The organism is Zoogloea oleivorans, from assembly GCF_008107625.1.
Taxonomy (GTDB): domain Bacteria; phylum Pseudomonadota; class Gammaproteobacteria; order Burkholderiales; family Rhodocyclaceae; genus Zoogloea; species Zoogloea oleivorans.
On the sequence record NZ_SDKK01000038.1, the window covers coordinates 1 to 18240 of the forward strand.

The window sequence follows — 18240 nt, forward strand, 5'->3', positions numbered from 1 at the left end:
TGAAACGCCAGCACTGCGACTCTCTGCAGCACTTCCCACTTCACCACCCCGTTCGCGTTTCGTTTCCGGCAACGCTGCAACGAAGAGGCCGCATTATATATAACAATCAAACTCCGTCAACATCATTGCGAAAATAAATTGCGACGCGCGGCGAAAAGCATCAGCAACTGCCCCCTCAGAACCGTCTGACCTCGATATCAAACTTCTGCAGCGCATAGCCCATCTGCCTGGGGGTGATATTGAGCAGCCGTGCAGCCTTGGCCTGAACCCAGCCACTGCGCTCCATCGCCCAGATGAGACGTTCCCGCTCCCCTTCCGGCAGCACATCACCAAAGAGTCGCTCGGGAGCAGACGTGCGATGGGGGATTTCGGGGATGGGTAGAGATATCTCCACAGAGCCACCCGAAGAACGGACCGGGGCGACCGCGTCGTCCTTGTCCGCGTGATGAAGGGACTGGGTCAGGCAGCGGTTGGTGTGGCAGGGAAAGTGCAACTCGCTGATGGCATCTCCGCGCGCCATGGTGGCGGTACGCTCGATACAGTTTTCCAGCTCACGCACGTTACCCGGCCAGTAACAGTTCGTAAGCACATTGAGGGCTTCAGGCGTGACCCGCAAGTCGCGCTCATTGTCCTTGTTGAAGCGCTCGACGAAATAGGCGATCAGCGGCGGGATGTCGTCGCGGCGCTCGCGCAGGGGTGGCAGGAAGAGGCTCACCACGTTGATGCGGTAATAGAGATCGGCCCGAAACTCACCGGCGGCGACCATTTTTTCAAGATTGCGATTGGTAGCGCACACCAGGCGCACATCTACCTTGATCGAGCGGGTGCCGCCGACCCGTTCGAACTCCCGCTCTTGCAGCACGCGCAGCAGCTTGGCCTGGAAAGCGGGCGAGATGTCGCCGATCTCGTCGAGGAACAAGGTGCCTTTGTCGGCCATCTCGAAGCGCCCCTTGCGTTCGCCGACGGCGCCGGTGAAGCTGCCCTTCTCGTGGCCGAAGAGTTCGGACTCAAGCAGGCTTTCACTAAGGGCGGCGCAGTTCACCTTGATAAAAGGAGCATCCTTGCGCGGCGACAGGGTGTGCAGCGCGCGGGCAATGACTTCCTTGCCAGTGCCGCTCTCGCCGCGCAGGAGCACCGTCGAGCGGGACGGCCCGGCCTGGTGCACTTCCGCAAAGACATCCTGCATGCGCTTGGACACACCGATCACGTTGTCGAGTTTGTAGCGCCCCTTTAGCTCGTGACGCAAGCGGCGGGTTTCGCTGATCAGCTCGTTGCGCTCGGCAACCACCGTGCGCTGCAGGGCCAGGGCCTGACCAACGAGACTCGCAACCATGGTCAGAAGACGCACATCCTCATTGAAGCCGCCGACGTTGCGCCCGTTGACGCGATCGATGGTAATCACGCCGACCACCTGCTGCGCAACACGGATCGGCATACCGACCAGGGCAATGGGCTCGCCATCAACATGATCAAGGGCCCCGGTGCGATTCAGGAAGACAGGTTCCGCCGCCAAATCCTGCACGACCGCCGGCATGCCGCTGGTAAACACCTTGCCGATCACCCCCTCGCCCGGATGGTAATGGCCCGCACCGTACTCTTCGGGGCTGAGGCCGACGGCAGCCAGCAAGTGCAGATCGCCGTCATCGTTTTCGGTGACGATCATGCAACGCCGATAGCCCATGTTGTTGGCCAGCACGTTGAGCGCTTCGCGACAGGTCTTCGCCACATTCAGGCTGGAGGTGAGGATCTTGCTGATTTCGTAGATGGTGGCGAGCTCGGTCTGAGCCCGCACATGCAGAATCGCGTTCATAGCGAACCTCCTTCAGGCAGGAACGGACGGGCATGCCGGTATTGGCAATAGCATTCCTGACCCTAGCAAGCCTTATACCTACAAAGTGTAGGGATATTAAGGGCGAGGTGTGTTGCGCAAGTCATTGATTTATTGCGACGCGGTAAAAAGCCGCTGTGACGCAGGGCTGCCAGGCCTGCTCAAACTCGCCCTGTTACGGCGCATTGCGCCCCTCAACAGTGCTCTGCTGCGATGCCGCACGCGCCACAAGGAACGCCATCGCCCGCCGCCCTGTGTGGAATCCGACAAAGCCGACAAAGCCTTCTCACTGCATCACCACAAACCCACGTCAAAACAAAAATTTCCCTTTCCATTCAAGGAACTGAAACCATCCCCAGACCTTGGCACCGAAGTTGCTGAAGGCCCTGTACCCCCGCAGCGGAGAACAGGACCCCATGACTACCCAAGCGATCTACCTGGATTACGCCGCCACCACCCCGGTGGACTCACGGGTGGCGGCGAAGATGATCCCCTACCTGACCGAACGTTTCGGCAACCCGGCCAGCCGCTCCCACGCCTTTGGCTGGGCGGCAGAAGGCGCAGTCGAACTGGCCCGAGAACAGGTGGCCGCCCTGGTCAATGCGGACCCGAAGGAAATCGTGTGGACCTCCGGCGCCACCGAATCCAACAACCTGGCGATCAAGGGTGCCGCCCGCTTCAATTCAGCCCGCGGCAAGCACCTGATCACGATCCGTACCGAACACAAATCCGTGCTCGACACCTGCCGCGAACTGGAACGGGAAGGTTTCACCGTCACCTACCTGGACGTCGAAGCCAGCGGCCTGATCGACCTGGACAAGCTCGCCGCGGCCATCCGGACCGACACAGTGCTGCTCTCCGTGATGCTGGTGAACAACGAGATCGGAGTGATCCAGGACGTAGCCGCCATCGGTGCCCTGTGCCGCTCAAAGGGTGTGCTCTTTCACGTCGATGCAGCCCAGGCTGCCGGCAAGGTGGAGATCAACCTCGAAACCACCCCCATCGACCTGCTGTCCCTGTCGGCCCACAAAATCTACGGTCCCAAGGGCATCGGAGCCTTATATGTGAGACGCAAGCCCCGCGTGCGCCTCGAAGCCCTGATCCATGGCGGCGGCCACGAGCGCGGGATGCGCTCCGGCACCCTGCCGACCCACCAGATCGTCGGCATGGGCGAAGCCTATTCGATCGCCCGCGCCGGCATGGCCGCCGAAAACGAGCGCATCCGCTGGCTGCGCGACCGCCTGTGGGCCGGCCTCTCGGCGATGGACGAGGTGTACCTCAACGGCGACATGGACGCCCGCATTCCCCACAACCTCAACGTCAGCTTCAACTACGTGGAGGGCGAATCCCTGCTGATGGGCATCAAGCAACTGGCCGTCTCGTCCGGTTCGGCCTGCACCTCGGCCAGCCTTGAGCCCTCCTACGTGCTGCGTGCCCTGGGCCGCAGCGACGAACTGGCGCACAGCTCGATCCGCTTCTCCATCGGCCGCTTCACCACCGAAGCGGAGGTGGATACCACCATCGTCCTCGTCACCGAGGCCGTCGCCAAGCTGCGCGAACTGAGCCCCCTGTGGGAAATGGTGCGCGAAGGCATCGACATCGAAAGCATCCAGTGGGCATCCCACTGAGCCCCTCACCCGGAGAAACGTCATGGCCTATAGCGAAAAAGTCATCGAGCACTACGAAAACCCCCGCAATGTCGGCGCCTTCGGGAAGGAAGACGAAGACGTGGGCACCGGCATGGTCGGCGCCCCGGCGTGCGGCGACGTGATGCGCCTGCAGATCAAGGTATCCGCCGACGGCATCATCGAGGACGCCAAGTTCAAGACCTACGGCTGCGGCTCGGCGATTGCTTCCAGCTCGCTGGTCACCGAATGGGTCAAGGGCAAGACCCTCGCCCAGGCCCTCGAGATCAAAAACACCGAGATCGCCGAAGAGCTGGCCCTGCCCCCAGTCAAGATCCACTGCTCGATTCTCGCCGAGGACGCCATCAAGGCCGCCGTCGCCGACTACCGTTCCAAGCACGACAGCATCGAAACCGAGGCGCCGATCTGCGCGCCCGTAGCCTGAGGAGTCCCGTCATGAGCACAAACACCCCTGAAGCACCGTCGGTCATCTTCACCCCGGCGGCGGCCGGCAAGGTCGCCGAACTGATCGCCGAAGAAGGCAACACCGAACTCAAGCTGCGCGTCTATGTGACCGGCGGTGGCTGCTCGGGCTTCCAGTACGGCTTCTCCTTTGACGAAATCGCCAACGAAGACGACTTTCGCATCGAGCAGTCCGGCGTCACCCTGCTGATCGACTTCATGAGCACCCAGTACCTGGTTGGCGCCGAGATCGACTACGAGGACAGCCTCGAAGGCTCGCGCTTCGTGATCCGCAACCCGAACGCCACCAGCACCTGCGGCTGTGGCAGTTCGTTCTCCATGTGAGGTGGGCGCCATGAGCATCACTGTCACCGACAACGCCGCCCGCCATATCCAGAAGACCCTCGACAAGCGCGGCAAGGGCTTCGGCCTGCGCCTCGCCGTCAAGACCAGCGGCTGCTCCGGCATGGCCTACGCCCTCGAATTCGCTGACGAAAGCCTGCCTGAAGACCTGATCTTCGAAAGCAGCGGCGTACGGCTGCTGGTAGACCCGCGCAGCCTGCCTTACCTCGACGGCACCGAGCTGGACTTCGTCCGCGAAGGACTCAACGAGGGCTTCAAGTTCAACAACCCCAACGCCAAGGCCGAATGCGGCTGTGGCGAGAGTTTCGCCGTCTGACCTTGTAACGGGAGAACCCATCATGGCGCTGCTGCAAATCGCCGAGCCGGGGCTGGCTGCAGCACCTCACCAGCACCGTCTGGCCGTCGGGATCGATCTCGGCACCACCAATTCCCTCGTCGCCACCGTGGCCAGCGGCATGGCCCGGGCCCTGCCGGATACCGAGGGGCACGTCCTGCTGCCCTCGGTGGTCCGCTACGGCGAAAGTGAAACCATCGTCGGTCGGACAGCCCGCGCCGAGCAGGCCGTCGACCCGCTCAACACCCTGGCCTCGGTGAAACGCCTGATGGGCCGCAGCCTTGCCGACGCCGACGCGGCCATGCGCAGCCACTACCGGCTCACCGACGCGCCAGGCATGGTCGGCATCGAGACCCGCGCCGGCGTGAAGAGCCCGGTGGAAGTCTCGGCCGACATCCTGCGCACCCTGCGCGAGCGGGCCGAGGCCAGCCTCGGCGGTGAACTCACCGGCGCCGTCATCACCGTGCCCGCCTATTTTGACGACGCCCAGCGCCAGGCCACCAAGGACGCCGCCCGGCTGGCCGGCCTCAACGTACTGCGCCTGCTCAACGAACCCACCGCTGCGGCCATTGCCTACGGCCTCGACAACGCCGCCGAAGGCATCTACGCCGTGTACGACCTGGGCGGCGGCACCTTCGACATCTCCATTCTCAAGCTCACCCGCGGGATCTTCGAAGTGCTCGCCACCAACGGTGATCCGGCGCTGGGCGGCGACGACTTCGACCAGCACCTGGCCGACTGGCTGAAGCGTCAGGCAGGTATCGACGACGACTTGCCGGTGGAAGACCAGCGCCGCCTGCTGGCCCTGGCGCGCGCCGTCAAGGAAACCCTGTCGGATATCGAACAGGCCGTGGCCACCTGCAACTTCAGCAACGGCCGCCTGCTCGACGTGATCGTCAGCCGCAGCACCTTCACCGAACTGACCGCCGATCTCGTCGCCCGCAGCCTGCGCCCGGTGCGCAAGGCCCTGCGCGACGCCGGCCTCGGCGCCGAGGAGATCAAGGGCGTCGTGATGGTTGGCGGCTCCACCCGCATGCCCCACGTGCAGACGGCAGTGGAGAGTTTGTTCGGCACCCCGCCGCTCAACAACCTCGACCCCGACCTGGTGGTCGCCCTGGGCGCCGCCATGCAGGCCGATGTACTGGCCGGCAACCGCAAGTCGGGCAGCGAAGCCGACTGGCTGCTGCTTGACGTGTGCCCCCTGTCCCTCGGCCTCGAAACCATGGGCGGGCTGGTCGAAAAGATCGTCCCGCGCAACAGCACCATCCCCACCGCCCGTGCCCAGGACTTCACCACCTACAAGGATGGCCAGACCGCCATGAGCGTGCATGTGGTGCAGGGCGAACGGGAAATCGTTTCCGAGTGCCGCTCGCTGGCCCGCTTCACCCTGCGCGGCATTCCGGCAATGGTGGCCGGCGCGGCCCGCATCCGCGTCACCTTCCAGATCGACGCCGACGGACTCCTGTCGGTCAGCGCCCGCGAGCAGACCAGCGGCGTCGAAGCCCATGTGGAGGTCAAGCCTTCTTACGGCCTCGGCGACGGGGAAGTGGCGCGGATGCTGCTGGATGCCTACGGCACCGCCGAGATCGACGCGGCCACCCGCATGCTGCGCGAGGCCCAGGTGGAAGCCCGCCGCCTCATCGACGCCACAGACGCAGCCCTCGCCGAAGACGGCGCAACACTGCTCGCCCCGCCCGAACGCATTGTGGTGCAGACCGCCCTCTACACCTTGGCCGAACTGCTCGAAACCGACGAAGGTGACACGCGCAAGATTCGCGCCGCCACCGACGCCCTCAACACGGTCAGTGGCGATTTTGCCGCCCGGCGCATGGACGCCAGCATCAAGCGCGCCCTGGCCGGCCGCAGCCTGGAGACCCTGTGATGACCACTGTCCGCGTGCTGCCCCATCCCCACCTGTGCCCCGACGGCGTTCACTTTGAATCGGCGCCCGGCGAATCCCTGTGCGACGCCCTCCTCGCCCATGGCGTGCACCTTGAACATGCCTGTGAAAAAGTGGCGGCCTGCGCCACCTGCCACGTGTATGTCCGCCAGGGCGGCGCCAGCCTTGCCCCCAGCGCCGACCTGGAAGAAGACCAGCTCGACGCGGCCTGGGCCCTGCAGGCCGACTCACGGCTGGCCTGCTGTGTCCGCCTGAGCGACACCGACCTGCTGATCGAGATTCCAAAACACTCCCGCAACCACGCCCGCGAGCACGGCTGAACGGTCTGCTTCTTGGAAAGCCGCGCCAGCCGCGCTTGGGTGCATCACATTGCCAATCTGGTCCATCACATTGCTTCCGTGGTGCGTCCGATTGGCAATTGGACAGGGCAACTTGCCAAGTTGACGGCGCGAAGTAGTCATTCTCCAAACAAAAATAGTGATTTCTCGCGTCGGCGCAGTGAGTGCGCGTGCCTGCATACCGACTATGCGCCTGGCGTACCGAGTGCGTATGCAGGACTTACGCCGGTGACACCTGTGGGGAATCCGACAAAGCCTACAGCCGGTCCCCTCCACTTCCCGGCCGCCCCCCGAAGCGGGCAATTAAAACCTTTTAAATCAGCGAACTAAAACAATCCCAGTAGATGGCACGGCCTTTGCTTAACAGGTGATGAAAGGAAACACCGACCATGAGCCTACTGCCTACCATCAACGACACCACCCTGCGCGACGGCGAACAGACCGCTGGCGTGGCCTTCACCCTCGAGGAAAAAAGCGCCATCGCCCAGGCCCTCGCGGCGGTCGGTGTCAGCGAGATGGAAATCGGCGTCCCGGCCATGGGGCCGGTGGAGATCGAGGCCATCCAGGAAATCGCCCACCTTGGCCTGCCGGCCAGCCTGATGGTGTGGTGCCGGATGACCGACGCCGACCTGGCCGCCGCCCAGGCCTGCCCGGTGGAGATGCTGAACCTGTCGATCCCGGTGTCGGACATCCACATCCTCGGCAAGCTCAAACGCAACCGCGACTGGGTGCTGGCGCAGATCCAGCACTACGTGCGCAAGGCCCTGGACAGCGGCTTCATGGTGTCGGTGGGCTGTGAGGATGCCTCCCGCGCCGATCCGGCCTTTCTCGGCGAAGTGGCCGAAACCGTCCAGCGCGCCGGCGCCACGCGCATCCGCTTTGCCGACACCCTCGGCATCCTCGATCCCTTCTCCACCTACGCCGCCATTGCCGAGCTGCGCCGGCGGGTGGACATCGGCATCGAAATGCACGCCCACGACGACCTCGGCCTGGCCACCGCCAACACCCTGGCCGCCTTCCGGGCCGGAGCCACCCATGCCAACACCACGGTAAACGGCCTCGGCGAGCGGGCCGGCAACGCCCCGCTGGAAGAGATCGTGATGGGCCTGCGCCACCTGCACGGCATCGATTCCGGCATCGACACCCATGCCCTGCCGGCCATTTCGGCGCTGGTCGCCAGCGCCTCCGGACGGGCCGTGGCGGCCAACAAGAGCATCGTCGGCGAAGCGGTGTTCACCCACGAGGCCGGCCTTCACGTCGATGGCCTGCTGAAAGACCCGCGCACTTATCAGGGCTTCGATCCGGCCGAACTCGGACGCGCCCACCGCACCGTGCTCGGCAAGCATTCCGGCTCGCGGGCGGTGATCGCCGCCTACGCCCAGCTCGGCATGTTCGTCTCGGACAGCGAGGCCCACACCCTGCTGACGCGCATCCGCGAACACGCCACCAGCAACAAGCGCGCCCCTTCGGCGGGCGAACTGGCCCGCTTCCTCCTCGAGGTCACCCGCTGCGGGCAGAACGCATCATGAGCCCGCGGGAACCCGACATGACAACCCTCGCCGCCACCGCCCCGCCGCCGCCCGGCTTCTTCGCCACCCTGCGCGAAGATGTGGCCTGCGTCTTCGCCCGCGACCCGGCTGCCCGCAACACCCTGGAACTGCTCACCATCTACCCCGGCGTGCAGGCCCTGATGCTCCACCGCCTGGCCCACCGACTGTGGCAGGGCAACTGGCGCTACCCGGCGCGGGCCCTGTCCTTCCTGGCCCGGCTGGTGACCAACGTGGACATCCACCCGGGCGCCCGCATCGGCCGGCGCTTCTTCATCGACCACGGGGCCGGCGTGGTGATCGGCGAGACCGCGGTGATCGGCGACGACGTGACCCTCTACCACGGCGTCACCCTCGGCGGCACCACCTGGAACCCCGGCAAGCGCCACCCGACCCTCGGCAGCGGCGTGGTCGTTGGCGCCGGCGCCAAGATCCTCGGCCCCATCACGGTGGGCGACAACGCCCGCGTCGCCGCCAACTCGGTGGTCATCGACAACGTACGCCCCGGCATGACGGTGGTCGGCATTCCGGGGCGCATGGTGCTGCCCAAGGAAGGGCGGCGCTTCGCCCACGGCATCGACCTCGACCACCACCAGATACCCGATCCGGTCGGCAAGGCCATCGGCTGCCTGCTCGACCGCATCGCCCAGATGGAACGGGAAATCGCCACCCTGAAGGGCGAATCCGGCTCCGCCGAAGGCGCCTGTCACAGCTGTGACGACACCTGTTCCCAACCCACTTTCGACGGTAGCTGGAAGCTCTCCGCCACCACCCCACCAGGAGCCTGACGTCATGAACGAATTGATCGGCGAACTCGCCAAGCTCTCCTCTGCCGAGGAATTCCTCCAGTTCTTCGCCGTGCCCTTCGACCAGAAGGTGGTCAATGTGAGCCGGCTCCACATCCTCAAGCGCTTCTACCAGTACCTGCGCCGGGACACCGACCTGAGCGAAGTCGCGGGCAGCGAAATGTTCAGCCGCTACCGCAGCCACCTGGTCGCCGCCTACGACGACTTTGTGCAATCGACGCCGGCCCGGGAAAAGGTCTTCAAGGTCTTCCAGGACACCGACGGCCGCCAGCAGGTCAGCCTCGACAGCCTGCGCGCCACCCTTCCCTCCGCCAGCTAACCCGACAGGAGTGCCGCCATGCACATCGTCGTCTGCATCAAACAGGTTCCGGATTCGGCACAGATCCGTGTCCACCCGGTAACCAACACCATCATGCGCCAGGGCGTACCGGCCATCGTCAACCCTTACGACCTGTTCGCCCTTGAAGAAGCCCTGCGCCTCAAGGACCAGTTCGGCGGCAAAGTCACCATGCTGTGCATGGGTCCGCCGCAAGCCGAGGACGCGCTGAAGAAGTGCATCTCCTTCGGGGCCGATGACGCCGTACTGGTCACCGACCGGGCCTTCGCCGGTGCCGACACCCTGGCCACCTCCTACGCGCTGGCGGCGGCCGTTCGCCAGATCAGCCGCGAGCAGAAGGTGGACATCGTGTTCACCGGCAAGCAGACCATCGACGGCGACACCGCCCAGGTGGGGCCGGGCATCGCCAAGCGCCTCGGCCTGCAACTGCTCACCTACGTATCGCGAATCGCCGAGGTCGACATCGAAAACGACCGCATCACCGTCGAGCGCCGGGCCGAAGGCGGCGTGCAGGTGCTGCGCACCGCCATGCCGTGCCTGATCACCATGCTCGAAGGCACCAACGAAATGCGCTTCGCCCCGCTGGAAAACATGATCCACGCCGCCCGCTACCCGGTGCGCAAGTGGAGCAAGGAAGCCGCCGGCATCGAGGACATCACCAAGATCGGCCTGAAGGGCTCGCCCACCGTGGTGAGCAAGGTCTTCGGCCCGACCCCGCGCGCCGAAAAGGCCCTGATGCAGTCCGTCGAGGACGCCAGCCCGCGGGACGTGACCCTCAACGTGATCCAGAAGATCTTCACCCAGCACCCCACCCTTGAGCGCGACATCCTCGCCAAGGCCACAGTCTGACCCCACGACGACACGCGAAAGGATCCCTGCCATGAGCGAGGCCGAAGCCAAAAAGCCCGCCGCCCGAGGCGGCCGCAACCTGGAACTGCCCGAACACCTGAAAGCCTACAAGGGCGTCTGGGTGTTCATCGAACACGACCGCGGAGTGGTTCACCCGGTTTCCTGGGAACTGCTCGGCGAGGGACGCAAACTCGCCGACACCCTCGGCGTGTCCCTTGCCGGGGTGGTCATGGGCGGTGCCGACGAAGCCCTCGACGCCATTGCCAAGGAGGCCTATACCTTCGGTGCCGAAAGTTGCTACATCGTGCGTGACCCGGTGCTCAAGGGCTACCGTAACGAGCCCTTCACCAAGGGCATGACCGACCTGGTCAACAAGTACCAGCCGGAGATCGTGCTACTGGGCGCCACCACCATGGGCCGCGACCTGGCCGGCTCGGTGGCCACCACGCTGTCCACCGGCCTGACCGCCGACTGCACCGAACTGCGCATCGACCCGGCCACCCGGGCACTGGCCGCCACCCGCCCGACCTTCGGCGGCTCGCTCCTGTGCACCATCATGACCCTCGCCTATCGCCCGCAAATGGCCACGGTACGGCCGCGGGTCATGCAGATGCCCGACGCCGACCCGAGTCGCAGTGGCGTCATCGTCGAAGACCGCCTGGCGATGATCGAAACCGACATCGTCACCAAGCTCCTCGACTTCATCGCCGACGAGAACAACAACAAGGTCAACCTGGCTTACGCCGACATCATCGTGTCGGGCGGCAAGGGCATGAAGTCGCCGGACAACTTCAAGCTGGTGTGGGAGCTGGCCCGCGTGCTGGGGGCCGAGGTCGGCGCAACCCGCCCGGTGGTCCAGTCCGGCTGGGTGGACGCCGAGCGCCAGGTCGGCCAGACCGGCAAGACCGTGCGCCCCAAGCTCTACATCGCCGCCGGCATCTCGGGGGCGATTCAGCACCGGGTCGGCATGGAGGGCGCCGACGTGATCGTCGCCATCAACACCGACGCCAATGCCCCGATCTTCGATTTCGCCCACCACGGCATCGTCGGCAACGCCATGCAGGTGCTGCCGGTGCTCACCGAAACCTTCCGCGAACACATCGCAATGCGCAGCCGCAAGGCCGCCTGAACGCCCACCGGAGACCCACCATGAGCGAGAAATTCGACGTCATCGTCGTCGGCGCGGGGCCCTCGGGCAACGCCGCCGCCTACACCGCCGCCAAGGCCGGCCTGTCGGTGCTGCAGATCGAGCGCGGCGAATACCCCGGCTCGAAGAACGTGCAGGGAGCGATTCTCTACGCCAACGCGCTGGAGCAGATCATCCCCGACTTTCGCGAGGACGCCCCGCTGGAGCGCCACATCATCGAGCAGCGCATGTGGGTACTGGACGAGCAGTCCTTCGTCGGCACCCACTTTCGCTCCGACGACTACAACAAGCCGCCCTACAACCGCTACACCATCATCCGCGCCCAGTTCGACAAGTGGTTCTCGTCCAAGGTCAAGGAAGCCGGCGCGCTGGTGATCTGCGAAACCACCGTCGACAGTCTGCTCATGGACGGTGACCAGGTAGTCGGCGTGCGCTGCGACCGTCAGGGCGGCGAAGTTTTCGCCGACGTGGTGATCCTGGCTGACGGGGTGAATTCGACACTCGCCCGCAAGGCCGGCTTCCACGGTGAAATCGAAGCCAAGAACGTGGCCCTGGCCGTGAAGGAAATCCTCTTCATGCCCCAGGAAACCATCGAGGCCCGCTTCAACGTGAAGGACGAGGAAGGCGTGGTGATCGAGATGTTCGGCAAGATCACCGACGGCCTGATGGGCACCGGCTTTCTCTACACCAACCGCGACTCGATCACCCTCGGCGTCGGCTGCATGCTCTCCGACTTCAAGGAAAACCCCAACCGCACCGCGCCCTACGCGATGCTCGAAAAGATGAAGGCTCATCCCTCCATCGCCCCGCTGATCGCCGGCGGCGAGATGAAGGAGTACTGCGCCCACCTGATCCCCGAAGGCGGCTTCTACGCGGTGCCAAAAGTCGTCGGCAACGGCTGGATGATCGTCGGCGACTCGGGCGGCTTCGTCAATGCCACCCACCGGGAAGGCTCCAACCTGGCCATGACCACCGGCCGCCTCGCCGCCGAAACGGCGATCGCCGCCAAGACTGCCGGCAAGGGCTTCAACGCCAAGGCGCTGGCCAACTACAAGGCAGCGCTCGACGAATCCTTCGTGATGAAGGATCTGCACAAATACCGGGACATGCCCAACGTGTTCCACGACAACAGCCAGTTCTTCACCACCTACCCCGAACTGGTCAACCGCGCCGCCCAGACCATGCTGACGGTGGACGGCATCGACAAGAAAACCAAGGAGAAGGAAATCTTCTCGAGTTTCCGTAAATCACGCACCCTCGCCGGCCTCGCTGGCGATGCGTTCAAGCTGTGGAGGGCCTTCAGATGAGCACCGTCGTCAATGTGGAAGAAAAACTCTTCCAGAACCGCTACAAGGTCGACCACGGCCGGCCGCACATCAAGATCCGCCAGCCCGATCTGTGCCGCAACGAGTGCAAGACCCAGGCCTGCACCTTCGTCTGCCCGGCCGCCTGCTACAAGTCCGAAGGCAACGGCGGGGTGACGCTGATCGCCGACGGCTGCCTGGAGTGCGGTAGCTGCCGGATCATCTGCACCGAGCTGTCCAACGTGGAATGGGAATATCCCCGCGGTGGACACGGCATTCTCTTCAAGTTCGGCTGAGGATCATCATGGACGACCTTCACCTGTTCCTCGCCCATGCCATCCAGCTCGAGCGGGAGGCAGCTCGCCACTACGAGGAGCTGACCGAACAAATGCAGACCGCCGGCAACGCCGAAGTCGCGGTCTTCTTCCGTCAGATGGCGGTGTTCTCGCGCAAGCACCTGGGCGAGGCCATGGAGCGCGGCGGCTTTCGCACGGTACCCCACCTGCGCCCCGACCAGCTGCGCTGGCCCGACGGCATCAGCCCCGAAAACGCCGGCTGGGAAGGCATCGACGGCTTCACCGACGTACTCGGTGCGCTGGAGCTGGCCCTGGAGGCCGAGCGCCGCGGCCACGCCTTCTACGCCGGCATCGCCGCCATCACCCACAACGTGCGACTCAAGCGGATGGCCGACGAATTTGCCTCCGAAGAGGCCGAACACGTCGCCGAACTGGAAAAGTGGATCGACCGCTGCGCCGCCGCATAACAACGTCCCTGCACCATCCCCAACCGGAGAAGCCCCATGTCCAAGCCGAAAAAACACGTGTTCATCTGCGCCCAGCAACGTCCGCCGGGCCACCCCCGCGGCTCCTGTGCCGCCAAGGGCTGCAACGATGTGCTCCAGACTTTCTGGGCCGAACTGCAGAAGCGCAACGCCTACGAGCACATCGGCGTCACCTACTCGGGCTGTCTCGGCCCCTGTGACAGCGGCCCCAATGTGCTCGTGTATCCCGAAGGCGTGATGTACTCCGGCGTCGGCAAGGACGATGTGGTCGAGATCTTCGACAAACACCTGGAAGGCGACGAGATCGTCACGCGCCTGCAGGCACCGGCGTCGGTGTGGTGAACCTCTTTACCGGCGAAAGCTCCCGGGCGCTCTTTGGCGGCGATGCGCCTTCGAGCGTCAACCACCTGCTCCACGAGGCCGCCGCCGCCCACGCCGATCCGACCCGGGCCGAAGCCCTGCTGTGGAGCGCCCGCCTGTCGGCACCCGAATGCCTGCCGGTGTACTTCGCCCAGTACAAGTTCTACTTCTACCGTCGCCGCCTCGACGACGCCGAGCGCTGCGCCCGCGACGGCCTGCGCATGGCCGCCGGGCTGGCGCACATCGGCCGCCACTGGCGTGACGTGCAGGGCGGCGATGCCGACTTCAGCGCCGTCGGTCCGGCGCGCTTCTGGCTGTTCACCCTCAAGGCCCTGGCCTTCATCCGCCTGCGCCGCGGTGACCGTGCCGAAGCCCAGGCCCTGCTCGACAAGGCCGCCCAACTCGACCCGGCCGACAACATGGGCAGCAGCGTGATCGCCAGCCTGAAGGACGGCTCCGCACCCGGCCCGACCGACACACCGCCCGATACGGAGCCCAGGCCATGATCCTCAGCGCCCTCCTCGCCAACATCGTCGATGCCGGCACCGGCGTACTGACGCTTGCCGAAGACATGGATCTGGCGGAATTTTTGCGCTCGCGTCTGGCCCGCGCCGAAATCGGCCACCTGGTGGCCGTGATGGCGGAAAACCTGGCCGATCTGCCCGATGCCCGGCGCCAGCAGTTTGCCGAGATCGACTGGGCGGCGTGGGCAGCCCTGCGCGGTCAACTCGGCAAAAGCGGTGCCCCCCGCGATGAAGCCCTGTGGTTCGCCATCCGCGCCCTCATTCCGGCAACGCTGATGTGGCTGCGGGTCTATCGGGAAAGCACCCCATACCTGTTCGACCCGGCAACGCCGTAGGGGCGAACGAATTCGCCCCTACGCGTTCAGGCCGTCGCGCTCTCGAAGCAGCCGGCGTACTCGGCGCATTCGGCACAGCTCGGTGCCCGGCAGGCCTGCACTTCAGCCCGCTCGCAAAGCTGCTTGTAGAAGAACTTCTTCCAGCGCAGGTTATGCACATTCTTCGCGTGCAGGGCCGGAAAACGCCGGGCCATCAGCGCACCGAGAGCCGGCCGCTCCGGCAGCCCCAGGTCTTCCCACAGGTGATCCTTGCCGCAGCACGACAAGGCGATCCAGCGGGCGATGGAGATGCTGTGCGAATCGATACGCCCCACATGCTCGAGCAGCAACTCCAGCAGTTCGGCGTATTCCTCGTGACGCTCATCGATGCCGGTGGTGCCGTCCTCACGAACCGCAGCCGGATGGCGAGCGCTCCACAAGGCCGCAATCGTCGGGGCCTGCGGGCCGAATTCCAGCTCCAGTGCGGTGGCCAGCCATGCCGGCACCAGGCGCGCCACCGGCATGGCCAGACGGGCCGCAAGATAAGCTTGGGAAAGGTCGTTCATGGCGCTCTCCTTGTCGACGGAGCCCGGTCCAGGGCCTAGAGTTCAGCGGCGGCGTGGGTGTAACACTTCTTGGGGCACACTTTGGAACAGGCTTCGCAACCCACGCAGTTCTCCTTGTGGGCGATGGTCATCACCTTCTTCTCGTATTCCTCGTCCTCGTCGCTGTCAGGGTCGATGGAAATGATGTCGCCATCCTCGGTGACGCCCACCAGTGCCAGCACCTCGCGGGCGCACACCCGCACGCAGCGGGCGCAGCCAATGCACTTTTCCTGGTTGAGCTCGGCGACAAAGCGCGGGGTCCAGATTTCCCCGCTCGGCAGGGTGACGGAAAATGAAGCCATGGCAGTTCTCCGGGGGAGGGTGCGGCGCCGTTCAGGCGCTCGCCGCGGCCATGTCCTTGCGGGCGGCCATCAGGTTCTGGTGGGTGTCGTAGGCGCGCTGCGCGACTTCGGGGATCTTCTCCCAGTTGGTCGGCAGGTCTTCGGACAGGTCATGCAGGTCCATCTTGGCCTGGGTGGCCTGGGCGTTGAGCTTCTTCACCCGGGCCTTGAGGGTTTCGAGGTCGTCCATGCTGGGGCTCCGATCAGGAATAGTTGGCCACTTCAGGAAACTTGCGGATCATCTCGACCGCTTCGCTCACCGCCTTGTTGCCCGCCGCAGCAAGCTTTTCCAGGGTGTTGAAGCCGAAGCGGTGAGCGTCACGAACCTGCTTGTTGAAGACAATCAGGCGCCCGGCGATGAGCACCTGGCGGCCGAAACCCTCGTGGTGCATCTTGAGCATGGGGCTGACCATCACCTTGGTTTCGCGCTCGATGGCCAGGGCGATGGCGTTGTAGAACAGTTCCATGCGCCACAGGGTCTCGGGGTCCGGGTCGGCGATCATCGGCAGGTCCTTGCGCTTCTCGGGGGTCAGCACGTAGGGCTCGAGCAGGGTCGCGTCGGTCTTGCCCTCCCAGGTGCCGTGGGCATCCTGGGCGCGCCACTGCTTGACCAGCTCGCTGATGAAAGGGTCCTGCATCACGTCGACGGATGCTTCGGCTAATTCAGTCATTTTTCAGGCCTCTTCTTCAAAATCGAAATTGCGTTCCTCGCCCTTGATCAGGGCCTTGCGCAGCCACGGCGGCGGGGTGCCCTTGAGCACGTCCTGCAGCTTGTCGAGGATGTCGAGGATGGGTTCCGGCCCGGCAACCTTGACCGGGTGGATCTTGCTGGCCACCACCCTCGCCGCCGCCGAGCCGCCAATGGCCGCCACATAGACGATGGCCACGTCCTTGATGGCCTCCAGCTTGGGAGCCAGCTTGTCCTCGTTGCCGTCCTCGGCCATCTCGCCGCCGAAGTCGTAGGTTTCGAGGAAGTGGTAGCCCTCCGCGTTGATCTCGTAGATGGCGATGTACTTGGCCCAGCCGAAGTGCGCGTCAACGCACTCCTTGTCCTGGGTGGCGAAAGCGATTTTCATGACGTGCTCCTCAGACGGGAATAATCGGAATGACGTTTTCGGTGGCGGCACCACCCTGCGCTGCCGCCCGAGCCTCGGCCGGCAACGGCCAGTCGTCGGGTCCGTGAGCATGCAGGTGGGCGATAAAGGTGTTGGCGAGCTGAAAAATCAGGTCGCGGGTGCCCCGGTAGCCGACGCTGAGCTGGTGGGCCGCACCGATGCGGTCAAACTGGGGAATGCCGGCCCGGAACAGCGGAATGTTCAGCCGCGCCGCCGCCTGACGACCGTGGGCGTGGGTCAGCAGCAAGTCGCAGCCGATGGCGCGCAGTTCCAGATCTTCCAGATCGCCGACGAGCACTTCGGGGGTCGGCACCCGGGTCAGCACCGGTGAGTGGGTAGTGGTTACCGCGGCCGCCACCTCACCGCCCATCTCGTGGATCAGCGATGCCAGCGCAAACAGCAGATCCGGCTCGGCACCGATGGCGACGCGCTTGCCCCCGAGGTGGAAATGCCCGTCGAGCATGGCGTCGACAAGCTGGCCACGCTGCCGCTTCAGGCGGGCCGGCGCCGGCTGGCCGGACAGGCGCATCAGCAGCGCCACCAGGGCGTCGGTGGCGGTGAGGCCGGTAAGCCGGTCAAACAGCGTGCAGGGCACGCCAACGGCCTCCAGGCGCTCGGCGGCACCGCGCATCTGCTCACCAATGGCAATGACGTGCTCGCAGGCCGCCAGACCGCGAATGTCGCCAAGGCTTGCCCCGCCGAGGGTAGTCGGCGTGAAATCCTCGGGAATGTGGCCGTCGAGGGAGCGGGACAGGTCGGGCACCAGCACCGGGTGAAGGCCGAAGGTTTCGATCAGCTCACGCACTTCTTCCAGGTCGGCCGGGGTCAGGTGGGCACCCGGCAGCACGCCGATGCGCCCTGCCACCCGGGTGTCGGCCGGCGTCACGAAAGCCGCGATCAAGGCTTTCACCGCCGCCGCCCAACCGTCCTGGAATGCCCCGACAAAATCCGGCGTGGACACGTAGACGATCTCGCTGCCGGCCAGGGTTTCGGCATGCTTGGCGCGGATCAGGTGCAGGTAGCCGTCTACATCGTCGCCCTTGGTCTCGGTGAGGCCGGTGGAGGCGATGGCGATGAGGGCCGGGTTGGCGCGCTTCTTGATGTTGAGCACGGCCTGCTCGATGTTGTCCATGCCACCGAGGATGGTGCTCACCTCGTTCATGGCAGTGGTCTGCATCGGGATGGCTTCCTTGAAGTGGCGCACCAGCAACACCAGCCCGAAGGACGTGCAGCCCTGCGAGCCATGCATCAGCGGCATGGTGCTGGAGAGGCCGAGGAAGGCGTAGCAGGCGCCGAGCGGCTGGCTCATCTTGAGCGGATTGACCGCGCAGGCCTTCTTGCTGTCGAGGACGATCGCCAT

At 65.0% G+C, this 18240-nt stretch carries 24 protein-coding genes; 17 read left to right on the forward strand and 7 right to left on the reverse strand.

The genetic code is table 11. The features are described from left to right. Positions 1 to 175 precede the first annotated feature (175 nt). Positions 176 to 1810: a nif-specific transcriptional activator NifA gene (gene nifA, locus ETQ85_RS23755; RefSeq protein WP_148581522.1), complete on the reverse strand. Its 1635-nt coding sequence runs from the start codon at positions 1808 to 1810 to the stop codon at positions 176 to 178. Positions 1811 to 2244: 434 nt separating this feature from the next. On the opposite strand from nifA, the gene ETQ85_RS23760 reads away from it, so the two are divergent. From ETQ85_RS23760 to ETQ85_RS23840, 17 genes are all read left to right on the forward strand, one after another. Continuing rightward, complete coding sequence (locus ETQ85_RS23760) at positions 2245 to 3456, forward strand: IscS subfamily cysteine desulfurase (protein ID WP_148581523.1); 1212 nt, start codon at positions 2245 to 2247, stop codon at positions 3454 to 3456. 22 nt (positions 3457 to 3478) lie between these two features. Next, complete coding sequence (iscU, locus tag ETQ85_RS23765; protein WP_148581524.1) at positions 3479 to 3898, forward strand: Fe-S cluster assembly scaffold IscU; 420 nt, start codon at positions 3479 to 3481, stop codon at positions 3896 to 3898. 11 nt (positions 3899 to 3909) lie between these two features. After that, positions 3910 to 4260: an iron-sulfur cluster insertion protein ErpA gene (gene erpA / locus ETQ85_RS23770; RefSeq protein WP_148581525.1), complete on the forward strand. Its 351-nt coding sequence runs from the start codon at positions 3910 to 3912 to the stop codon at positions 4258 to 4260. A 10-nt stretch (positions 4261 to 4270) separates the two neighbouring features. Then, positions 4271 to 4594: an iron-sulfur cluster assembly protein IscA gene (gene iscA / locus ETQ85_RS23775; protein ID WP_148581526.1), complete on the forward strand. Its 324-nt coding sequence runs from the start codon at positions 4271 to 4273 to the stop codon at positions 4592 to 4594. Positions 4595 to 4616: 22 nt separating this feature from the next. Next, entirely contained in the window at positions 4617 to 6494 is a 1878-nt protein-coding gene (hscA, locus tag ETQ85_RS23780) for a Fe-S protein assembly chaperone HscA (protein ID WP_148581527.1), read from the forward strand. Beyond that, positions 6494 to 6832, forward strand: coding sequence for an ISC system 2Fe-2S type ferredoxin (fdx, locus tag ETQ85_RS23785; protein WP_148581528.1), 339 nt, complete (start codon positions 6494 to 6496; stop codon positions 6830 to 6832). Before hscA ends, fdx begins: the two co-directional genes overlap by 1 nt. A gap of 407 nt (positions 6833 to 7239) precedes the next feature. Then, entirely contained in the window at positions 7240 to 8379 is a 1140-nt protein-coding gene (gene nifV, locus ETQ85_RS23790; RefSeq protein WP_148581529.1) for a homocitrate synthase, read from the forward strand. Further along, entirely contained in the window at positions 8376 to 9185 is an 810-nt protein-coding gene (gene cysE / locus ETQ85_RS23795) for a serine O-acetyltransferase (RefSeq protein WP_222862288.1), read from the forward strand. The genes nifV and cysE overlap by 4 nt, the downstream gene beginning before the upstream one ends. 4 nt (positions 9186 to 9189) lie before the next feature. After that, positions 9190 to 9522, forward strand: coding sequence for a nitrogenase stabilizing/protective protein NifW (gene nifW / locus ETQ85_RS23800; RefSeq protein ID WP_148581531.1), 333 nt, complete (start codon positions 9190 to 9192; stop codon positions 9520 to 9522). 18 nt (positions 9523 to 9540) lie between these two features. After that, positions 9541 to 10389 (forward strand): electron transfer flavoprotein subunit beta/FixA family protein, encoded by an 849-nt coding sequence (locus ETQ85_RS23805; RefSeq protein ID WP_148581532.1) that lies wholly within the window; start codon positions 9541 to 9543, stop codon positions 10387 to 10389. Positions 10390 to 10420: 31 nt separating this feature from the next. Next, the gene (locus tag ETQ85_RS23810) at positions 10421 to 11518 is read left to right on the forward strand and encodes an electron transfer flavoprotein subunit alpha/FixB family protein (RefSeq protein WP_148581533.1); all 1098 of its coding nucleotides are present in this window, start codon (positions 10421 to 10423) and stop codon (positions 11516 to 11518) included. 20 nt (positions 11519 to 11538) lie between these two features. Continuing rightward, positions 11539 to 12843 (forward strand): FAD-dependent oxidoreductase, encoded by a 1305-nt coding sequence (locus ETQ85_RS23815; RefSeq protein WP_148581534.1) that lies wholly within the window; start codon positions 11539 to 11541, stop codon positions 12841 to 12843. Beyond that, positions 12840 to 13136 carry a ferredoxin family protein gene (locus ETQ85_RS23820; protein ID WP_148581535.1) on the forward strand — a complete coding sequence of 99 codons (297 nt, stop codon included), beginning with the start codon at positions 12840 to 12842 and terminating at the stop codon, positions 13134 to 13136. The genes ETQ85_RS23815 and ETQ85_RS23820 overlap by 4 nt, the downstream gene beginning before the upstream one ends. An 8-nt stretch (positions 13137 to 13144) precedes the next feature. Beyond that, positions 13145 to 13603: a ferritin-like domain-containing protein gene (locus tag ETQ85_RS23825; RefSeq protein WP_148581536.1), complete on the forward strand. Its 459-nt coding sequence runs from the start codon at positions 13145 to 13147 to the stop codon at positions 13601 to 13603. A 36-nt stretch (positions 13604 to 13639) separates the two neighbouring features. Continuing rightward, entirely contained in the window at positions 13640 to 13963 is a 324-nt protein-coding gene (locus tag ETQ85_RS23830) for a (2Fe-2S) ferredoxin domain-containing protein (protein ID WP_148581537.1), read from the forward strand. Then, positions 13960 to 14487 (forward strand): hypothetical protein, encoded by a 528-nt coding sequence (locus ETQ85_RS23835; protein ID WP_148581538.1) that lies wholly within the window; start codon positions 13960 to 13962, stop codon positions 14485 to 14487. The genes ETQ85_RS23830 and ETQ85_RS23835 overlap by 4 nt, the downstream gene beginning before the upstream one ends. Further along, positions 14484 to 14840, forward strand: a complete 357-nt coding sequence (locus tag ETQ85_RS23840; protein WP_148581539.1) for a ribonuclease HepT family protein — start codon at positions 14484 to 14486, stop codon at positions 14838 to 14840. The genes ETQ85_RS23835 and ETQ85_RS23840 overlap by 4 nt, the downstream gene beginning before the upstream one ends. Before the next feature lie 26 nt (positions 14841 to 14866). Here the strand turns inward: ETQ85_RS23840 and ETQ85_RS23845 are convergent, their stop codons facing one another. From ETQ85_RS23845 to nifN, 6 genes are read right to left on the reverse strand one after another with little or no spacing between them, the layout of a single operon-like run. Beyond that, positions 14867 to 15385: a nitrogen fixation protein NifQ gene (locus ETQ85_RS23845; RefSeq protein WP_148581540.1), complete on the reverse strand. Its 519-nt coding sequence runs from the start codon at positions 15383 to 15385 to the stop codon at positions 14867 to 14869. 35 nt (positions 15386 to 15420) lie between these two features. Continuing rightward, positions 15421 to 15726, reverse strand: a complete 306-nt coding sequence (fdxB, locus tag ETQ85_RS23850) for a ferredoxin III, nif-specific (protein WP_148581541.1) — start codon at positions 15724 to 15726, stop codon at positions 15421 to 15423. Positions 15727 to 15757: 31 nt separating this feature from the next. Continuing rightward, complete coding sequence (locus ETQ85_RS23855) at positions 15758 to 15955, reverse strand: CCE_0567 family metalloprotein (protein WP_148581542.1); 198 nt, start codon at positions 15953 to 15955, stop codon at positions 15758 to 15760. Between the two features lie 13 nt (positions 15956 to 15968). Then, on the reverse strand, positions 15969 to 16436 hold the full coding sequence (locus tag ETQ85_RS23860; RefSeq protein WP_148581543.1) for a NifX-associated nitrogen fixation protein: 468 nt from the start codon (positions 16434 to 16436) through the stop codon (positions 15969 to 15971). 3 nt (positions 16437 to 16439) lie between these two features. Next, positions 16440 to 16841 carry a nitrogen fixation protein NifX gene (gene nifX, locus ETQ85_RS23865; protein ID WP_148581544.1) on the reverse strand — a complete coding sequence of 134 codons (402 nt, stop codon included), beginning with the start codon at positions 16839 to 16841 and terminating at the stop codon, positions 16440 to 16442. Positions 16842 to 16851: 10 nt separating this feature from the next. Continuing rightward, on the reverse strand, positions 16852 to 18240 hold the full coding sequence (gene nifN / locus ETQ85_RS23870) for a nitrogenase iron-molybdenum cofactor biosynthesis protein NifN (protein WP_148581545.1): 1389 nt from the start codon (positions 18238 to 18240) through the stop codon (positions 16852 to 16854).

Excerpts from the sequence above, each read along its gene's own strand:
- iscA (WP_148581526.1), top strand. The coding sequence starts at position 4,271 with ATGAGCATCACTGTCACCGACAACGCCGCCCGCCATATCCAGAAGACC.
- ETQ85_RS23815 (WP_148581534.1), top strand. The coding sequence starts at position 11,539 with ATGAGCGAGAAATTCGACGTCATCGTCGTCGGCGCGGGGCCCTCGGGC.
- ETQ85_RS23855 (WP_148581542.1), bottom strand. The coding sequence starts at position 15,955 with ATGGACGACCTCGAAACCCTCAAGGCCCGGGTGAAGAAGCTCAACGCC.
- fdx (WP_148581528.1), top strand. The coding sequence starts at position 6,494 with ATGACCACTGTCCGCGTGCTGCCCCATCCCCACCTGTGCCCCGACGGC.
- ETQ85_RS23760 (WP_148581523.1), top strand. The coding sequence starts at position 2,245 with ATGACTACCCAAGCGATCTACCTGGATTACGCCGCCACCACCCCGGTG.
- nifV (WP_148581529.1), top strand. The coding sequence starts at position 7,240 with ATGAGCCTACTGCCTACCATCAACGACACCACCCTGCGCGACGGCGAA.
- ETQ85_RS23845 (WP_148581540.1), bottom strand. The coding sequence starts at position 15,385 with ATGAACGACCTTTCCCAAGCTTATCTTGCGGCCCGTCTGGCCATGCCG.
- nifX (WP_148581544.1), bottom strand. The coding sequence starts at position 16,841 with ATGAAAATCGCTTTCGCCACCCAGGACAAGGAGTGCGTTGACGCGCAC.
- ETQ85_RS23820 (WP_148581535.1), top strand. The coding sequence starts at position 12,840 with ATGAGCACCGTCGTCAATGTGGAAGAAAAACTCTTCCAGAACCGCTAC.
- erpA (WP_148581525.1), top strand. The coding sequence starts at position 3,910 with ATGAGCACAAACACCCCTGAAGCACCGTCGGTCATCTTCACCCCGGCG.
- nifA (WP_148581522.1), bottom strand. The coding sequence starts at position 1,810 with ATGAACGCGATTCTGCATGTGCGGGCTCAGACCGAGCTCGCCACCATC.
- hscA (WP_148581527.1), top strand. The coding sequence starts at position 4,617 with ATGGCGCTGCTGCAAATCGCCGAGCCGGGGCTGGCTGCAGCACCTCAC.
- cysE (WP_222862288.1), top strand. The coding sequence starts at position 8,376 with ATGAGCCCGCGGGAACCCGACATGACAACCCTCGCCGCCACCGCCCCG.
- ETQ85_RS23805 (WP_148581532.1), top strand. The coding sequence starts at position 9,541 with ATGCACATCGTCGTCTGCATCAAACAGGTTCCGGATTCGGCACAGATC.
- ETQ85_RS23825 (WP_148581536.1), top strand. The coding sequence starts at position 13,145 with ATGGACGACCTTCACCTGTTCCTCGCCCATGCCATCCAGCTCGAGCGG.
- ETQ85_RS23830 (WP_148581537.1), top strand. The coding sequence starts at position 13,640 with ATGTCCAAGCCGAAAAAACACGTGTTCATCTGCGCCCAGCAACGTCCG.
- ETQ85_RS23860 (WP_148581543.1), bottom strand. The coding sequence starts at position 16,436 with ATGACTGAATTAGCCGAAGCATCCGTCGACGTGATGCAGGACCCTTTC.
- iscU (WP_148581524.1), top strand. The coding sequence starts at position 3,479 with ATGGCCTATAGCGAAAAAGTCATCGAGCACTACGAAAACCCCCGCAAT.
- nifW (WP_148581531.1), top strand. The coding sequence starts at position 9,190 with ATGAACGAATTGATCGGCGAACTCGCCAAGCTCTCCTCTGCCGAGGAA.
- ETQ85_RS23810 (WP_148581533.1), top strand. The coding sequence starts at position 10,421 with ATGAGCGAGGCCGAAGCCAAAAAGCCCGCCGCCCGAGGCGGCCGCAAC.
- fdxB (WP_148581541.1), bottom strand. The coding sequence starts at position 15,726 with ATGGCTTCATTTTCCGTCACCCTGCCGAGCGGGGAAATCTGGACCCCG.
- nifN (WP_148581545.1), bottom strand. The coding sequence starts at position 18,240 with ATGGCGATCGTCCTCGACAGCAAGAAGGCCTGCGCGGTCAATCCGCTC.
- ETQ85_RS23840 (WP_148581539.1), top strand. The coding sequence starts at position 14,484 with ATGATCCTCAGCGCCCTCCTCGCCAACATCGTCGATGCCGGCACCGGC.